14 protein-coding genes are annotated in these 17,859 nt (G+C 67.5%); 10 read left to right on the top strand and 4 right to left on the bottom strand.

All coding sequences use genetic code 11. The features are described from left to right. The first annotated feature begins 105 nt into the window (after window positions 1-105). The gene (locus NFW05_RS03980) at window positions 106-1,617 is read left to right on the top strand and encodes a tetratricopeptide repeat-containing sulfotransferase family protein (protein WP_295302943.1); all 1,512 of its coding nucleotides are present in this window, start codon (window positions 106-108) and stop codon (window positions 1,615-1,617) included. Window positions 1,618-2,758: 1,141 nt separating this feature from the next. Here the strand turns inward: NFW05_RS03980 and NFW05_RS03975 are convergent. The 3 genes from NFW05_RS03975 to NFW05_RS03965 form a co-directional block, all read right to left on the bottom strand. Then, complete coding sequence (locus NFW05_RS03975; protein ID WP_295302942.1) at window positions 2,759-3,547, bottom strand: thioredoxin fold domain-containing protein; 789 nt, start codon at window positions 3,545-3,547, stop codon at window positions 2,759-2,761. Beyond that, window positions 3,544-4,440, bottom strand: coding sequence for a transposase (locus NFW05_RS03970; RefSeq protein ID WP_295302941.1), 897 nt, complete (start codon window positions 4,438-4,440; stop codon window positions 3,544-3,546). The genes NFW05_RS03975 and NFW05_RS03970 overlap by 4 nt, the downstream gene beginning before the upstream one ends. A 129-nt stretch (window positions 4,441-4,569) precedes the next feature. Beyond that, the gene (locus tag NFW05_RS03965) at window positions 4,570-5,373 is read right to left on the bottom strand and encodes a DUF1194 domain-containing protein (protein WP_295302940.1); all 804 of its coding nucleotides are present in this window, start codon (window positions 5,371-5,373) and stop codon (window positions 4,570-4,572) included. Window positions 5,374-6,001: 628 nt separating this feature from the next. Here NFW05_RS03965 and NFW05_RS03960 point away from each other — a divergent pair. Continuing rightward, window positions 6,002-6,148 carry a hypothetical protein gene (locus NFW05_RS03960; RefSeq protein WP_295302939.1) on the top strand — a complete coding sequence of 49 codons (147 nt, stop codon included), beginning with the start codon at window positions 6,002-6,004 and terminating at the stop codon, window positions 6,146-6,148. A gap of 21 nt (window positions 6,149-6,169) precedes the next feature. On the opposite strand, the gene NFW05_RS03955 is transcribed toward NFW05_RS03960, so the two are convergent. Further along, a complete protein-coding gene (locus NFW05_RS03955) occupies window positions 6,170-6,856 on the bottom strand; it encodes a hypothetical protein (RefSeq protein ID WP_295302938.1) in 687 nt (228 codons plus the stop codon). 235 nt (window positions 6,857-7,091) lie between these two features. Between NFW05_RS03955 and NFW05_RS03950 the strand changes: the two genes are divergently transcribed. The 8 genes from NFW05_RS03950 to NFW05_RS03915 all read left to right on the top strand — a co-directional run bounded on the left by NFW05_RS03950 (window position 7,092) and on the right by NFW05_RS03915 (window position 17,859). After that, window positions 7,092-7,550: a type IV pilin protein gene (locus NFW05_RS03950; protein WP_295302937.1), complete on the top strand. Its 459-nt coding sequence runs from the start codon at window positions 7,092-7,094 to the stop codon at window positions 7,548-7,550. After that, the gene (locus NFW05_RS03945) at window positions 7,547-8,131 is read left to right on the top strand and encodes a GspH/FimT family pseudopilin (protein WP_295302936.1); all 585 of its coding nucleotides are present in this window, start codon (window positions 7,547-7,549) and stop codon (window positions 8,129-8,131) included. Before NFW05_RS03950 ends, NFW05_RS03945 begins: the two co-directional genes overlap by 4 nt. Then, window positions 8,131-8,610: a hypothetical protein gene (locus NFW05_RS03940; protein ID WP_295302935.1), complete on the top strand. Its 480-nt coding sequence runs from the start codon at window positions 8,131-8,133 to the stop codon at window positions 8,608-8,610. The genes NFW05_RS03945 and NFW05_RS03940 overlap by 1 nt, the downstream gene beginning before the upstream one ends. Window positions 8,611-8,620: 10 nt before the next feature. Beyond that, a complete protein-coding gene (locus NFW05_RS03935; protein ID WP_295302934.1) occupies window positions 8,621-9,691 on the top strand; it encodes a PilW family protein in 1,071 nt (356 codons plus the stop codon). Then, on the top strand, window positions 9,682-10,317 hold the full coding sequence (locus NFW05_RS03930) for a hypothetical protein (RefSeq protein ID WP_295302933.1): 636 nt from the start codon (window positions 9,682-9,684) through the stop codon (window positions 10,315-10,317). The genes NFW05_RS03935 and NFW05_RS03930 overlap by 10 nt, the downstream gene beginning before the upstream one ends. 30 nt (window positions 10,318-10,347) lie before the next feature. Then, entirely contained in the window at window positions 10,348-14,409 is a 4,062-nt protein-coding gene (locus NFW05_RS03925; protein WP_295302932.1) for a PilC/PilY family type IV pilus protein, read from the top strand. Between the two features lie 222 nt (window positions 14,410-14,631). Continuing rightward, a complete protein-coding gene (locus tag NFW05_RS03920) occupies window positions 14,632-16,362 on the top strand; it encodes a SulP family inorganic anion transporter (RefSeq protein ID WP_295302931.1) in 1,731 nt (576 codons plus the stop codon). Between the two features lie 93 nt (window positions 16,363-16,455). Continuing rightward, window positions 16,456-17,859: a bifunctional enoyl-CoA hydratase/phosphate acetyltransferase gene (locus tag NFW05_RS03915; protein WP_295302930.1), complete on the top strand. Its 1,404-nt coding sequence runs from the start codon at window positions 16,456-16,458 to the stop codon at window positions 17,857-17,859.

Here is a 17,859-nt window from a genome sequence, read left to right as displayed (position 1 = left end):
ATCGTGACCGCGATTTCACAAATGCGTGACCGCCGTTTCACGAAAAGCGTGACCGGTTGAGGTATCATCAGAGCCTATTCATGCAGCATCACTCCGTCGGTCACGATGACGCGAAATGACCGGTCACTTTGCGTGAAATCCGCACCCCTGATGGAGACCGGTCAGTTGCACGCGGCCGAGGCCAGCCTGCGCCAGGCGCTGCGCCTGCGTCCGGGCTTCTTCGAGGCGCTGAGCGATCTGGGAGCGGTGCTGTTGATGATGGGGCGGGTTTCGGAGGCGCCGGCCGTCTTGCAGCAGGCCCTCGGGTTGCGTCCCGATTCGCCGGAGGTGCTCGCCAACCTCGCGAACCTGCTCGAGCTGGACGAGCAGGTGGAGCAGGCGCTGCAACTCTACCAACGTGCCCTGACGGCCCGCCCGGATTCGCCCGATGTGCTCGCCAAGCAGGCCGAGCTGCTGGAAAAGGCCGGCCGCCTCGATGAGGCCCGGGACTCCCTGGCACGCGGTCTCGCTCTCGACCCGGAGCACCCCCTCCTCAACCTGGTCACCGCCCGCATTGACCGCCGCGAGGGCCGCCACGCCGAGGCCGCGGCGCGGCTCGAGGCCACCTTGGTCAGGTCCATGTCCGAGAGCACGCGCGGGGAGATCCATCTGCTTCTGGGGCAGATCTACGATCGGCTCGGCATGACGGAGCGGGTTCTCGCCCATCTGGTCGAAGGCAAGCGGCGCACGGCCGCGGCCGCCGATCCGGAGGGCGCCGGACAGCGCCGCTTCCTGGCCAAGATCGACGCCTCCCGCGCCTGGGCGAGCGCCCGGCTGCCGGACTCGGCCGGCGCCCTTCCGCCGTCGCCAGACAGCCCGATCTTCCTGATCGGCTTCCCCCGCTCCGGCACCACGCTCCTGGAGCAGGTCCTGGACAGCCACCCGGCCTTGCAGACCCTCGACGAGAAGCCCTGCGCCGCGGTCATGGAGCAGACCTTCCTCGCCCTGACTGATGGAGGTCCGGCGGCGCTGGCGGACCTCTCCGGGGAGCAGGTCCTGGCGCTGCGCCAAGCCTACTGGGAAGAGGCCGGGCGGCATGTCACCCTGCGGCCGGATGTTCGACTGGTGGACAAGCTGCCACTCAACACGGTAAGGGTTCCGCTCCTCTGGCGAGTTTTCCCTGAGGCCCGTTTCATTTTGGCCATCCGCCATCCCTGCGACGTGACTCTGAGCTGTCTGATGCAGAGTTTCGGGCCCAACGAGGCGATGGCCGGATTCATCAGCCTGGAAGGCGTGGCGGAGATCTACGCCCAGGTCATGGGCGCCTGGCGCGAGTTCGCGGAACGCCTGCCGCTGCGCACCCACCGCATCCGCTACGAGGACCTGGTCACGGACTTCGAGGCGGAGGCCGGGAGGCTGCTCTCCTTCCTGGGCGTGCGCTGGGACGACGCGGTGCTCGACCACACCCGCCATGCACGGGAAAAGGCAGTGATCACTACGCCCAGCTATCACCAGGTCACCCAGCCTCTCTACCGGCATGCCAGGTACCGTTGGCGACGCTACGAACGGGAACTCGCCCCCGTCCTCGGGCTGTTGCGGCCGTTCATCGAATACTTCGGGTACGCGGAAGACGCGTGACCTTCGGGCCCGCACCCGCCGGGCGCGCCGCCGGGCGATGGCTGCGGGCTTCGCTCTCGTCGCCAGCCACGCGGCGAACGGCACTCTGTTCGACCCGTTCCAGAGAGAGCACCGCGACGAACCGGCCCAGCGGCGCCTGCGGCGGCAGCGTCGGCAACCCTGCCCGGCTGACGATCGAAGTCTTCGACGCGCTGATCGCCGAAAATGGGTGCCGGGCGCACGGGATCCGCATCTCGCCGTTCGGCACGTTCAACGACACTAGCGACAGCGAGGCCGAAGCGATGGCCTACCGCCTGGCGACGCAGTTCGACGCGCGGGCTTCCCCACCCTGCGCCTCGCAGAGCCCGACTGGATCGGTGGCCCGAAGCCGACCGGGCGGTTTCGCGCCCGATTGCGCGAGCGCTATCCCGGCGTTCTGGTCTTCGCCGGCCGCTACACCCTCGACCGCGCCGAGGCACTGAAGTGCCCAACACGCTCGAGGGCCCGGCCGGAAAGGTGCTGCAAAGCCTGCAGAGACACTGGTCGGACCCGCCGGTGTTCGTCGACCGCTCCGAGGTGGCGATGGACCACGACGTCGCCGAGCCAGGCCAACGCACGCCGCGCACGGATCTCGCGCGGGGTCTGCGTGTTGTTCGACTGGCGGGACGACGGGCGACAGCGGAATCGAGACCTCGTGGTCATGACGCCCGCTTCTCGATTCTGCTCTGGATCCCGTCCAGCGGTCTGGCCTCCAGGATTCTCTCGCTGGCTCATCGACGACCGCCCAATGACCGGCTGGCGCGCCAGGGCTACCACCCCGCGCTGCCCCAAACCTTTGTCAATACACCCTGGCATCAGTGCACCGGCCAGCACGCCGCCAACTGGATCACGCTCGGTCACCCCGCTGGCCGTGGCAAGAAATGCCACACCCGAAAGCCCATCCCGCTCAGCAAAGACATCGCGCCCCATCCCGCGGACGACGCGAACTCCCGGTTCAACCTCTGTCGCTGGCGCCGCCGTTCACGATCCGACTGCGCCTACGGGTTCACCGAATGTCTACGTCCGCGGCCGCCCGGTGTAAAAGAATCCGACACTCTGGCCGCCAGGCGGCCGGCGACCGGACAGGCCCGCAGCCCTTGCCCGAGCGGCCGCGCGCCTCGGCTCACTTCACCGCGGCGGCCCCGGGCGCCGGGAAGAAGACCCCCTGGGCGAGCTTCTCGCGCAGCCGCGCCGGGCCTTTCTGGTCGTCCCAGCCACTGATCGTCGAACCATCGGCGAAGACGACGATCGGCGTCGCCACGCGACCCTGACCGAAGAAGAAACCGATGTCGCCGAGCAACTCACGCGGGTAGGCGCACGAAGGTCGCGGCGCGCCGGACACCGGTCTGCCGTGCATCGCCTCCGTCCACGCCCTGCCCGGCTCCCTGCTGCAATACGCGGCCGCGGCCTGCCGGAAGCCGTCCTCGGAAAGACCGACCGGAGCGACGTAGGCCGATACGCCCTGCTGCTCGAGGAAGGCCTCGAGCCGTCGACAGAACGGGCAGTCGGGCGCCGACCAGATGATCACCGCTGGTCGACTGGTCCGCCTGACGAAGACCAGCCGGTCGAGCGGCACCTGGCCGACCCGCTCGCGGAGCCATTGAATCCGGCCCTCGGGACTGTTTTCGGCAGCCGAGCGGACCGTCCAGCCCGGCGCCCGGAGATTGCCGGTCCACACCATGTCGTCGCGGAAATAGGCCACCGGACCGCCGGGGGCACCCGAACGCAGCGCATAGTAGCCGGCGAAGACCGTCGGCTCGATCCGGAAACCCGCGCGTAGCGGTACGCCGGTCTCCTTCTCGAGCGCCGCCTGCGCTCTCGCGACGTCAGGCTTCCAGGCGCCCTCGGCAAGCGCACCGGCGGCAGTGAGCAGAAACAACGCGGCAACGGTCGATGAGCGCAGGATTCTCATGCAGACTCCGGGGTCAGGTCTTGACTTTTGCTGCTGGCGGGTTCGGCGGGGGCCTGGTCGGCCAGGCGGACGATCCGGCTGACCCTCGAGTAGTGCAGGCCGAAGTGCTCGCCGATTTCCTTCATCGTGTACCCGCCGCTGGCGTAGGCCGCGGCGATCGCGCGATCCCGGTCGGCGAACCGGCTGGCGATTTCCGCGAGCGGGCGCGGGGTAGGCCGCTGTCGGGCCTGCGGAACCTCGCTCAGGTCGACCCCGGCCGGAACCTTGCTGCGGAGCGCATCGACGAAGCCGTCGGAGCCGAGCAGCAGCTGATGCCTCAGCTGTTTCCACGGTGCCGATCGCCCGATGCCGTCGGCGACGAAGCCGACGTAGGCGGCGATCGCCTCGCCCTCCGTCTCGCCGAAGGCCGACAGGATCCACTGCCTCTCGAGCCAGTCCGGCGCCTGTTCGGGAGCGCCGACCGTCGCCCGGTAACTGCTCCACGGCCACTCGCCCGGATCGCCGACGAGCCCCGCGCGAACCGGATTGAGCACCACGTAGCGGGCGAGTTCGACCAGGTAGGACTCCTTCTCGACGACGATCGCTTTGTAGCGTCCCTGAAAGACGTGCCCGACGCGATCGTGCGTGCGGTTGAAGTCCTGCGTGTAGACCCCGTTGAGTTGCCGCATCCCGCGCGCCAGGTTGGCATCGGGCGTCTCGACGAGCAGGTGGTAATGGTTGTTCATCAGGCAGTAGGCATGGATCGCCCAGTTGAAGCGAGCCCTGACCTTGCCGAGAAGGACGAGGAAATGCTGCCGGTCGGCGTCATTGAGGAAGACGTCTTCGCGCCCGTCGCCCCTGGCGGTGAGGTGATAGAGCGCGCCGGTGTATTCGAGACGCAGGGGTCTGACCATGCCGGGCACTCTACGCCAGGCCTGGCAAAAGTCAAGACCTGACCCCATTGGGTGCCAAAGAAAAGGGCCACCGGACGGATCCGGTGGCCCCGATTCTCGGCCAGGAAAGGTCCTGGCTGCAAGCGACGTTCAGGCGGCGGTGCTGCGGCGGCGCAGGCCGAACAGACCGGTCATCGCCAGACCGGCGAGCGCGAGCGTGCCGGGTTCTGGCGTCTTGAACTCCTGAGTGAGCTTGTTCGAGAGAGCTGCCTGAAACTGCGGGAAGCTTGGGCTCCCGAAATTGGTCCCGTAGCCGGTAACCCACGTGCAGTCTGCGTTGACGCCGATGCCGAGGCAGTTTACTGCGGTCAAGGGCTTGGTGGGAGGGGGAACGAGACTAGCTACGACCGTGGCCGGATCGGCACCGACGTTGTTCTGCCCGTCGGTGGTCACGTCGATCACCAGTTCCATGGTGTTTTCGCCTTGGCTGTTCTTGTAGGCAACGAGGCTGAGGGCGGAGGCCGTGACGGCGTCGCCGATCGCGGTCCCGGTGGTGTCGATGCCGGCTCTTCCGGGATCGAGACTGGAGATCGCGGTCGTGAGGTTGCCCAGGATCGTGGAGTTGGTAATCGCTGTCGGGAGGAAGAATTCGTAGAAGTTTGCGCCGAAGATGCCACCGCCGATGGCCACCTGGCCATAGAGCGACGGGTTGGCGGTGAAGACGTTATTCAGAGCGTTCACGTACGAGGTGATCTGGGTCGTGAAGTCGGCAACGCTGATGCTGCCGGATCCGTCCATCGTCAGGTAGAGGGCGGTGTTCGGCTGCGCTTGGGCGACAGTCATTCCACACGCCAGAGCGATGGCGGCGACGATCGGCTTGAGTCCTGGTTTCATGTTTCTTTCTCCGTGATCAAAGATTAGCACAATGCGCAAGTCTGTCAAATTGGCCGACACCAGGTCGGCTGCACATCGATAAGCATGGTTCGTGCCACAAATTCCAAGCGTCGGATTTAAGCCAGAATGTTTTTTTGGCTCCGGACTCGTCGGCGCCCATGTGTAAAGTTCGCTGACACGAAAAAAGGCTAAAGGGTCAGGTCTTGACTCGTGCCCCCGGTGGGTCCGGCGCGGCGCGGTCGGCAAGACCGACGATTCGGTTCACCCTCGAGCGCTGCAGGGCGAAATGCTCGCCGATTTCCTTCATCGTGTATTCGCCTTTGGCGTAGGCAGCCGCGATCGGACGATCCCGGTCGACGAACCGGCTGGCGCTTTCCGTGAGCGGCCGGGGGGCGGGGCGGTGTCGAGCCCCGCCCGGACCGGATTGAGCACCACGTAACCCGCCAGTTCGAAAAGCGTAGGCCTCTCTCTCGACGACGGATCGCCTTGTCGCGCCCCTGAAAGACGTGCCTGGCCGATCCTGCGTGCGATTGGAGTCTTGCGTGGAGGCCCCGTCGAGCCGGCGCATCCCGCGCCAGATCGGCATCCGGCGTCTCGACGAGCGGCTGGTAATGGTTCTGTTCATCAGGCAGCAGGCACGGACCGCACAGTTGCAGCGAGCCCTGACCTGGCCGAGAAGAGCCAGGAAATGCCGCCGGTCGCCGTCGTTCAGGAAGATGCCTTCCCGTCCGCCGCCCCTGGCGGCGAGATCATGGAGAGCGCCGGCGTATTCGAGACAAAGAGGGCTGGCCTTGCCGGGCACTCTACGCCGAGCAAGGCAAAAGTCAAGACCTGACCCCGTCGCTTGCGGATCTGCCTACTGGCTTCTTCGCTGAACTCCGGGGTCGAAGAAGACCTCGAAACGCAGTTCGCTGGTCACCGCCACGCCGGCGATCTCACCAGGTACGAAGCGCGCACGGGCGAAACCGGCGGCCGCCGATTCCTGATAAGCGACAGGGAGGTCGCCGCCGGTCGCTTCGACACCGTCCACGACGCCGTCGAAGCCGACGAGGACGCGCAGGACGATCGTCCCGGAGGACGGCGTCTCCCCCGGCCGCGCCAGGGGCCAGTCGATCACCGGGTCTTCGATGAGCCGCGGCGCGACGGTGAGTTCCGCGCGCGGGAAATACCAGCGATCGTCTGGCGGACCGGCGGGCCGCGCCAGGTCGTCCGGTGGATCGGCGAGCAGCCGCCGCCAGCCACCGGCGGTGGCGGCGTCCACGGGAAGATCCGGCCAGCGTGTCGTCGCCGGACGATCTGCTGTCGGGGGCTGCCGCAACGGTACCGCGGCGTTGTTGCGCGCCGGCGCTGGGCGAGCATCGTCGGCCGCAGCGAACACCGCGACCAGCGCCGACCCGCGCACTGCCGGCGTCGCCTCGCTCGCTGCACCGGCCCACCAGCGAGCGACGGCAGCCGCCGGCGCGAGATGCACGAGCAGCGAAACGGCCAGCGCCCCGAACAGGGCGCGCTGGCCTTCGAGCACAGGATTGCCGGAGAAGATCACTGTCGATGCGGGCCACCCCGCGAGGAAACCGAAACCGGCGGAGCGCTGATTGTAGCGCCCGAGCTGGCGGACGATGCGCCACTCGTCCGCCGCAGGCTGCCGCCCGTCGCCGGATGCTTGCCGCGCGCACGCGGCCGTCTATGATACAGCTCGTACCGGCAGCGCTTCTCGCGGACAGCGAATCCGGATCCTGTACGGAAGGTCTTGTACTCTTGTACCTGAGGAGCCCGAATTGGTGAACAGGCAGAACGGCTTCACCCTGATCGAGGTCATGGTCGTCGTGGTGGTCATCGGCATCCTCGCGGCCATCGCGATTCCCAACTACACCGATCACCTGATCCGCTCGCGGATCACGCAGGCGACGTCGGGGCTCGCCGAGCGGCGGGCGCGTCTCGAGCAGTTCTTCCAGGACAATCACCTCTACTTCCAGGCGGCCGCCGGCGGCAACCCGCAGATCGCCTCGCCGGTCTGCGACCCGGCGGTCACCGACACGACGTCGAGCGCCTATTTCAACTTCTCCTGCCCGGCGCCGACGGCGACGACCTACACGCTGACCGCGACCGGCAAGAGCTCGATGGCCGGATTCACCTACACCGTCAACCAGGCCAATGTCCGGCAGACGACCGCCGTCAAGGCCGGCTGGGGCACGCCTCCGGTGCAGTGCTGGGTGACCAGCAAGGGAGGCGGCTGTTGAGACCTGCACGCGGCTTCAGCCTGATCGAACTGCTCGTCGCGCTGATCATCACCGGCGTCCTGATGAGCGTGGCGATCCCGGTATTCACCGACTGGCTGCGCAACACGCGCGTGCGCACCGCCGCCGAGTCGTTCCAGAACGGGCTGCAACTCGCCCGGGCCGACGCCGTGCGGCGCAACGAGCGGATCGGCTTCTATCTCGTCGACACGCTCGCCGGCGGCTGCGCGCTGAACGTCGCCGGGCCGAACTGGGTGGTCAGCGGCGACAACCCCGCCGGCCAGTGCAATGCGGCGCCGTCGGACACCGTCGCGCCGAGGATCGTCCAGGTGCGCAGCGCAGCCGAGGGCTCGGCCTCGACGACGATCGCCGCCAGCCAGACGGCGGTGGTCTTCAACGGTCTCGGTCGCGTCGTACCGGTCCCCGCCGGCGGCAACGTCACCGTCGACGTGTCGAGCTCGACCGGTGCGGCGTGTCTCGTCAATGGCGGTCCGGTGCGCTGTCTGCGCGTCGTCGTGTCGACCAACGGCCTGATCCGGATGTGCGACCCGGCGCTTCCGGTCACCGACACGCAGGCCTGCTGATGAAACCGCGTTCGCGAATTGCCCGGGCACAGCAGGGGGTGATGCTTCTCGAAGCGCTGATCGGCATCCTGATCTTCTCGCTCGGGATCCTGGCCCTCGTCGCCCTGCAGGCGACAGCGGTCCAGCTGACCAGCGACGCCAGGTACCGGACCGACGCGACGCTGCTGGCCAACCGGCTGATCGGGCAGATGTGGACCAGCGGCTACCTGACGCCCGCTCAGCTGCAGGTCGCGTTTCAGTCGACCCCACCCGGAGCGGCCTATCAGGGCTGGCTCGCCGACGTCTCGGGCAGGGACGGTCTGCCGGGTGTCGTCGCCGCGGGGGCCGGCGTCGTATCGACGCTGCCGACGGTCACCGTCGTGCCGACCGCGGCCAACTCGAGCCAGGTGACCATCGTCCTCTTCTGGCGCACCCCGGAGATGCCGCTCAACGCCCCGGGACACCAGCACACCGTCGTCTCGCAGATCGTCAGGAACTAGCGGAAAAGACATGAAACGGCTCCCCGCACCGGTCGTCAAGCGCCGCGGCTTCACGCTCGTCGAAGTGCTCGTCGCGATGGTCATCGGGATGATCGGCGTGATCATCATGATGCAGGTGTTCACCACCTCCGAAGCGCAGCGGCGAGCGACGACGGGCACTGGCGATGCCCAGAGCAACGGCGCGATGGCCCTCTACATCCTGCAGCGCGACATCCGTCAGGCGGGCTTCGGCTTCAACGCGCTGAATGCGCTGGCCTGCCCGCTGACGCTGCCGGCGCCGTCGGGCCACACGTTGTCGCAACTCGCGCCGGTGATCATCAACCCACCGGATGTGCCGGCAGGCGACGCGAATACCGACCGCCTGCTGATCGCCTACGGCAGCGGCGACGGGTCGCCCGAAGGCGCCGTGATCACCCTGGCGATGGGCGCTGCGCTCGGCGTCGACACCGCGGCGAGTTTCAACGTCAATGAGCGGGTGATGGTCGCTCCGTCGGCGCCGACGATCGGCTGCGCTCTGACGACGCTGACGGTTACGGCGGTCGCCCCGCCGATCGTCACGACGTCGGCAGCGGGGGGCGCCAACGACGGGGACACGCTGTTCAATCTCGGCTTCGCCCCGCGGGTGTTCGCCTACGCGGTCCGCGGCGGCGACCTGACCGTCTGCGACTACCTGCAGAACGACTGCAGCATCGCGGCCAATACCGGCAACCCGGCGATCTGGGTGCCGATCGCCAGCGACATCGTCAGCCTGCGTGCCCAGTACGGCCGCGACACCACGGCCCCGGGAATGGACGGGAACATCGACGTCTGGGATCAGACGACCCCGCAGCAGCTCGTCCCACCCGATCAGGAAGCCTTCGCCTGCCGGTGGGCGCGAACACTGGCCGTGCGCATCGCCGTCGTCGCGCGCAACACGCAGTTCAGCCGGGACATCCTGACCGCGGCGGCACCGACCTGGGAAGGCAGCGCCACGGCGCCGATCAACCTCTCCGGACTGGCCAACTGGCAGAACTACCGTTACCGGGTATCGGAAACGGTCATCCCGCTGCGCAACCTGCCCTGGATGCCCGCATGCTCCTGAAATCGTGCCCCGTGCCTCGAGTCGGCGTCGCCCGCAGCCAGCGCGGCGTGGTTCTGCTCGTCGCGCTGATCATCCTCGTCGCGCTGACGCTCGCCGGCATCGCGGTGATGCGTTCGGTCGACACCGCCAACGTCGTCGCCGGCAACCTGTCGTTCCATCAGTCGGCGATCCACTCGGGCGAACGGAGCACCGAGCTTGCGGTGACCAACTTCCTGCTGCCGAACAACGTCGTCGGCAACACGACGCTGCACCAGAATTGGCCGGGTCCGGTTGCGGCCTGGTACATCGCCAACGGGCTGACGCTGGCCTCGCCCGCGGCGACCGGGGCCGCTTCGTGGGACGCCTTCTGGAACGCCCAGCTGGCTGCCGGCCGTGTGCCGGTGACGATCGCCGCCGACGCCGCCGGCAACACGGTCCAGTACTTCGTCCACCGGCTCTGTCAGAACGCCGGGGCGCCGTACCTGGCCAACTGCACCAAGGCGCCGGCGAGCCTCAACGTCGGCGGCAGCCAGAGTGCCGGAGGCGTCCCGCCGCTGGCCAACAACCAGGTCTATTACCGGATCACGACGCGCATTGCCGGTCCGCGCAGGACGGTCGCCTACATCCAGACGATCGTCGCCCTGTAGAGCGGCACGAGTTTCCCGAAGGAGTCCGCCATGTCCAGCCGCCCACGCCCCACCCTGTCGATCGCCTCGCTGGCCCTCCTCGTGCTTGCCGCGAGCGTCCGCGGAGCGCCCACCCAGCTGGCCGACTCGCCGCTATCGAGCGCTTCGTCGGTCCCGATCCCGCCGAACATCCTGTTCGTCCTCGACGACTCGGGCAGCATGGACTGGGCTTACCTGCCCGACTGGGCAACCGCACCGACCGACTTCACTCAGCTGCGCAACGCGAGCTACAACGGCGTCGCCTACAACCCGGCACTGACCTATACACCGCCGAAATACTTCACCGCCAGCGGCCAGCCCGACACGACGACGTACCCGGTCCAGACCTCGGCGGTCACCACCGGCTGGACGCAGGTCCTCTACGATGGCTACAAGCAGCAGAGCGTGGACATAACGATCGGCTACTGCAGTTCGGCCACTTACAAGTGCAACCTCGTCGGCAACGCCTATTACGTGACGACCGAAGCGGGCGAATACTGTACCGACGAGCGACTGCAGACCTGCAACGCGCAGACCGCGCCGAGCCCGCAGTACCCGATCGCCGCGAAACTTCGCTGGTGCAAGACGGCGTCTGACGCGAGTGCCGCCGTCCCGCCGGCCGGGGCGTGTCAGGCAACGCGGATCCAGTCGCCGGCGACGGTCACCTTCACGAACGCGAGGATGCCTGCGGCACGCCAGGCCACACTGACGATCGGCGGCTCGAAGTCGACCCAAGTGACCAGCGTCAAGATCAACGGCACCGAGATCCTTTCCGGTAACGCTCCGGCGTCGAGTACGACCAATTCCTCGTTGCTCGCGCAGGGAATCAGGGACCGGATCAACGACTGCACCGGGGGCAAGACCGGCAAGTGCCAGGTCGGCGGCTACCGCGCGGCGGTCACAGGGTCGACGGTCACGATCATGGCGCCGAGCAAGACCGTGACCGGGACTCCGGCGGTAACCACGGCCCAGTCGCCGGCGAATGCGATGACCATCACCCCCACGGCCTTCGCCAAACCCGCCACCAATCAGGCCCCGGGCGAGATCGCTCTGACGGTGATCGATCCGGCGCTCCCCCTGCCGCCGGCAGCGTCGACGCGCAGCGACTGCGCGGCGAGTCCGTGCACCTACAGTGAGGAAATGACCAACTTCGCGAACTGGTGGGCCTATTACCGGACGCGCATGCAGACCATGAAGACCGCATCGAGCCAGGCCTTCGAAACGATCGGCAGCACCTTCCGGGTCGGCTACATGAGCATCAACAACAATACGGGAACCGACTTCCAGAACATCGACTCGTTCACCGGCGCGCAGAAGAAGGGCTGGTACGACAAGCTGTTCGCCGCCGAACCGAACAACAACACGCCGCTGCGCGCCGCTCTGGCCAACGCCGGGCGGATCTACGCGGGCAAGCTGAACGGCCAGACGTTCAACGGCGTCCAGGTCAACGATCCTGTGCAGTACTACTGCCAGGCCAACGTGACGATCCTGTCGACCGACGGCTACTGGAACACCGGCCCCGGCTTCAAGCTCGATGGTTCGACGGCCGTCGGCGATCAGGACGGACCGTCGAGCGGCGAGGTCCGGCCCCAGCTCGACGGCGGAGCGACTCCCGACACGTTGTCCGACGTCGCGCAGTATTACTGGAAAACCGACCTGCGCGACCCGGCGCTGAGCAATTGCTCCGGCGCTGTCGTCGCCGGCGTGCAGAACAACGTGTGCACCAACGACCCGCTCGCTCCGCGCCAGTACATGAGCACCTACACGCTGGGCCTCGGCGCTTCGGGCTTCATGCAGTACCGCAGCGACTATCTGACGGCGACGAAAGGCGACTTCTACAGCGTCAGCACCGGTCAGACGGCCAACCCGGCCGCCGCAATCTGTCCGTGGCAGACCTCGGGGGCGTGCAACTGGCCAGCGCCGGCGAGCAACGCGCAGACCAACATCGACGACCTCTGGCATGCCGCGGTCAACGGCCGAGGCGTCTACTTCAGTGCGACCGATCCGCTGTCGCTGTCCTCGGGCATCAGTGGCGCGCTGACGGCGATCACCGTCAAGGCCGGCGCTCTCGCCGCGGTCACGGTCACCAGCCCGAACCTCGCCGCCGGAGCCAACGACTTCTTCGAAGTGTCCTTCACGGTCGGCGACTGGTCGGGCGAGGTGGTCAAGCGGACGATCAACGGAACCACCGGAGCCCTCTCCCCGACACCGGCATGGTCCGCCCAGCAGCAACTCGACAACCTGGTCGGCAACGCGCCCAACGGTCACCTGGCGCGGACGATCTACACCTACAACCCGCCGTCGGGCCCATGCCCGGCGGTACAGCCGGCGACGGCGGACAACCTCAAGCCATTCCTCTGGGCCAACCTCTGTCCCAATCAGCAGGCGTATTTCACGAAGCCGTACATCAACTCGCTGGCCCAGTTCTGCACCGGCGTCGGTGGAATGTGCCTGGCATCGGCGACGCAGACCGCGGCAAGCGGCCAGCCACTCGTCAACTTCCTGCGCGGCGACAAGAGCAACGAGGGTCAGATGCTGAATGCGTCGACCTACTATCGCCAGCGTACGCACCTGCTCGGCGACATCGTCGGTTCGGAAGCCGTTTATGTCAAGGAGCCGCAGTTCAACTACGCCGATTTCGGCTATGGCAGCTTCAAGACGGCGAACCAGACGCGGACCGCGATGGTCTATGTCGCGGCCAACGACGGCATGCTCCACGCACTCGATGCGGCCACCGGCAACGAGTCGTGGGCGTACGTGCCGTCGATGGTCATGGGCCGCCTGTTCCGTCTCGCCGACAAGACCTACAGCATGCAGGGCGTCCATCAGTTCACCGTCGACGGCACGCCGGTGGCCGGCGACATCTGCGTCAGCAACTGCACGTCTCCGGCGGCTGGCCCGGCAGTCTGGAAGACGATCCTCGTCGGCGGTCTGAACAACGGCGGACGCGGCTACTACGCGCTGGACATCACCAATCCGGCGGCGCCCAAGGCGCTCTGGGAGTTCAGCGAAGCCGACGACGCCAACCTCGGGTACACGTACGGCAACCCGGTGATCAGCAAGCTCAAGAATGGCACGTGGGTGGTCATGTTCACCTCCGGCTACAACAACATCAACCTCGGCGACGGCAAGGGTTACCTGTACGTGCTGAACGCGAACACCGGCTCGCTGATCCGGACGATTCCGACCAACGTCGGCAGCACGACGACGCCGAGCGGACTGGCGCGCATCGCGGCCTGGGCCAATTTCCCGGACCAGAACAACACGACCCAGCGCGTCTATGGCGGTGACCAGATCGGCAACGTCTGGCGCTTCGACGTCAATGGCGACATCACGCCAATCGGCGCGCCGGTCGCCTACGACGCGCAGCGGCTCGCCCAGCTGAAGGACACGAGCGGCGCCAGCCAGCCGGTCACCGCGCGGCCCGAACTCGGCAAGGTAGACAGCTACTCGATGGTCTTCGTCGCTACCGGGCAACTGCTCGGACTCAACGACCTGCTGTCGACGCAGAGGCAGACCGTCTACGGGATCAAGGACAAGCTCGACGACCTGACCCCGGACTACGGAAACCCGCGCACGGCGACCGGCAGCGATTCCTTCGTCCAGCAGACGCTCACGGCGAGTACCTGCCCGACGGGCAACCCGTACTGCACGGCCGGTGACCCGATCGTCACCGCCAGCAACAACCCGGTCGATCTCTCCATACATGGCGGCTGGTACGCGGATTTCCCGCTCGCCGGCGAACGCGTGAACACCGACCTGCGCCTGCAACTCGGCACGCTGGCCTTCCACACGAACACGCCGACGCTGGGCGCCTGCGTGCCGATCGCCGACAGCCGGGCGTATTTTCTCGACTACCGGAGCGGCTCCTTCGTCCAGGGCACGAACGGCCTGGCCGGCGTCCTGCTCGGCCACTTCCTGGCCAGCGCCCCGAGCATCGTTCGTCTGGCCGACGGCACGATCCGCGATCTGGTGCGCACCGACGTGCCGAGCACAGTGACGCTGCCCATCCCGACCGCCTCGACGCTGTTCACTACGCGCCGGATTTCCTGGCGCGAGCTGGTCACCGAATAGCCCCGACAGACGGAAGCCGCTAGCGCGGTTTCCGTCCGGCGAAATCCCGGCAAGAGCGCTGCCGGGATTTCGCCGCGTCTCCGCTGAACCCGACGTCCTCGTCGCCTCTGCAGCGCTCCCCTCCCCCGCGTTCCTTCACCGCGGAGTTTGACCTAGAATCTGCGCGCCCGCTTCGCCTCGCGGGCGACGACCGGCGCGCGCCGAAACTCCCGGAGGATCCGAATGCCCGTTTTCAGCCAGATCGGCCGCCTGCTCCCTGGCCTCCAGCCGCTGCTCGACTACCGCCCGGCCGACTGGCCGCACGACCTCAGGGCCGGCCTGTCGGTCGCCGCGGTGGCCATTCCGGTGGCCATCGCCTACGCCGAACTCGCCGGTTTCAGCCCGTCGACCGGCCTCTACGCGTCGATCCTGCCGATGATCGTCTATGCTTTCGCGGGCACCTCACGGCAGCTGGTCATCGGCCCCGACGCGGCGACCTGCGCGATGATCGCGACGGTGGTCACCCCGCTCGCCTCCGGCAACAGCGGCCTCTACCTGTCGCTGACCATTGCCCTGACGCTGCTCACCGGAGTCTTCTGCGTCGCGGCGAGCTTCCTGCGCCTCGGCGGGCTCGCCGACTTCCTCGCCCGACCGATCCTCGTCGGGCTGCTCAACGGCGTCTCGATCTCGATCATGATCGGCCAGGCGGGCAAGGTTCTCGGCAGCAAGCCCGAAGCGACCCGCTTCTTCCGCCAGCTCGTCGAACTTCCCCAACTGATCATCGGGGCCCACGTGCCGACGGTTCTCCTCTCGGCGGGTTGCGTGGTCGTGATGCTCGTCGTCCCGCGGTTGTCGAAGCGTGTGCCGGCTTCGCTGGTGACGATGATCCTCGCCGGGCTGGCGGCCTGGCTGCTGCGCCTCGACGAGATGGGCGTGGCATTGATCGGCCCAGTCGCCGGTGGGCTCCCCGATCTCGAGTGGCCAGACCTGCCGCTGCACGAGATCGGCGACCTCGCCGGTGCGGCCGCGGGTCTCGCTCTCGTCCTGTTCACCAGCGGCATGCTCACCGCGCGCAGCTTCGCCGAACGAAACGGCTACGACATCGACGTCGACCGCGAATTCGCCGCCTTCGGGCTGGCGAACATCGCCTCCGCGCTGAGCCAGGGCTTCGCGGTGACCGGTGCGGACTCGCGAACCGCGGTCAGCGACGCCAACGGCGGCCGCACGCAGATGGTCGGCATCGTCGCCGCCGTGACGATCAGCCTGCTGCTACTCGTGGGCACCGGTTCGCTCGCCTGGCTGCCGATTCCGGCGCTCGGCGTCGTGCTGCTCTTCGCCTCGTGGTCGCTGCTCGACATGCAGGTCTTCCGCCGCTACCACCAGGTCGAGCGCGCGGCACTGATCCTCGGCGCGATCACCATGTTCGGTGTCCTCGCCTTCGGCGCGATCAAGGCGATCGTCCTGGCCGTCGTGCTCGCCTTGCTGATGTTCATCCGCCGCGTCGCCCGCCCGAGCTGCGAGGAACTCGTCAATGTCCCGGGGCGCGCCGGGCTCTACGCCCGCCACCTCTTCCCCGATGCTGCACCGATCGACGGCCTGCTGCTGCTGCGCTTCTGCGGACCGCTCGTCTTCTTCAACGCCAGCCATTTCCGCAGCGAGGTCCATCACGCGATCGCCCGGCAGAAAGCGCCGGTCGAACGCGTCGTGCTCGACCTCGTGCCGATGACCAGCATCGACATCACCGGAATCGACACGCTCGAGCGGCTCGACGCCGAACTCGCCGCGCGGGGGATCACCATGACGCTCGCCGGCCGCCAGATCGAGTTCGAGCGCTGGCTCGAGACGACCGGCCATCCCGACGAGTCGCTGCGCCAACGGGCGTATCCGACGATGCGCCAGGCGATCCGCCAGTGGCGCGGCCGCGACGAGGTGGCGACTGCCGAGGAAGTGGAGGACGAGCGGCGAGGAGAGTAAAATCCGGGGCGTTTGCCGCCGGAACCTGCCGCGGAGGCCGATCTCCAGGCAGACCGGCAACCCAGCTCCCGCAACCCTTTCGCGGAGTTCACGATGAGTAGCGAAACCCTCCACAACCGCCCCTTCGACGAGATCGCCATCGGCGACAGCGCCAGCGTCACGCACACGCTGACGCTGCGCGACGTCCAGTTGTTCGCTGCCGTTTCCGGCGACATCAATCCGACCTACCTGGACAGCGAGCTCGACCGGCAGATTGGCCCGGCGGACCTCGGCGCGCAGAGCATGTGGCTCGGAGCGCAGATCTCGGGCCTGCTCGGCAACCAGATCCCCGGGCCGGGAACGGTCCACGCCGGGCAGGACCTCGATCTGCTCGCCCCGGTGCCGATCGGTGAAACGGTGACGATCACCGTCACGGTGACCGCGAAGGAAGCCGCGGGCCGGCGCGTGACCTTCGCCTGCCGCGGCGTCAACGGACGCGGCGAGACGATCATGACCGGCACGGCGCGGGTCGTCGCTCCGGACACCAAAGTCACCATGACTCGGCCCGACGCGGCTCAGGTGTCGATCCAGAGCCACGACCGCTTCGCGAGCTTCGTCGAACTCTGCCAGAAACTGCCGCCGGTGTCGGTCGCCGTCGCGCATCCCTGCGACGAGTCGTCTCTCGGTGCGGCGCTCGAAGCCGCGCGCGAGGGGCTGATCACGCCGATCCTCGTCGCTCCGGAGGCCAGGCTGCGCGCGATCGCCGGGCAGTACGGACTCGACCTGTCGGGGGCAGCGATCGAAGACGTTCCGCACAGCCACGCGGCGGCCTTCCGTGCCGTCGAACTCGTTCGCCAGGGGAAGGCGGCGGCGCTGATGAAGGGCAGCCTGCATACCGACGAGCTGATGGCCGAAGTGGTCAGCCGCGAGACCGGTCTGCGCACCGAGCGGCGGATCACCCACGCTTTCCTGATGGATGTCCCGACCTATCACAAGCCGTTGATCGTCACCGATGCGGCGATCAACATCGCCCCCGACCTCGACACCAAGCGCGACATCTGCCAGAACGCGATCGACCTGGCCCACGTCCTCGGAGTCGAAAGACCGAAGGTGGCGATCATCTGCGCGGTCGAAGTGATCAACTCGCGGATGATCTGCACGACCGACGCCGCGTCGCTGTGCAAGATGGCCGATCGCGGGCAGATCAGCGGGGCGATCCTTGACGGCCCGCTGGCCCTGGACAACGCGATCAGCAGCGAAGCAGCACGGATCAAGAAGATCGACTCGGTCGTCGCCGGCGACCCGGACATCGTCGTCGTCCCCGACCTCGCCGCCGGCAACATCCTCGCCAAGCAACTCACCTTCATGAGCTACGCCGACGGTGCCGGGATCGTCCTTGGCGCTCGCGTGCCGATCATCCTGACCAGCCGGGCCGACAACCGGCGGACCAGGCTCGCCTCGTGCGCGGTCGCCTGTCTGATGGCCAGTGCGCCGATCCAGACGAAGAGCGGAGGCTGA

It is taken from the genome of Accumulibacter sp. (assembly GCF_023806625.1).
Classification (GTDB): domain Bacteria; phylum Pseudomonadota; class Gammaproteobacteria; order Burkholderiales; family Rhodocyclaceae; genus Accumulibacter.
This window is presented reverse-complemented; position numbering and strand designations above follow the sequence as displayed.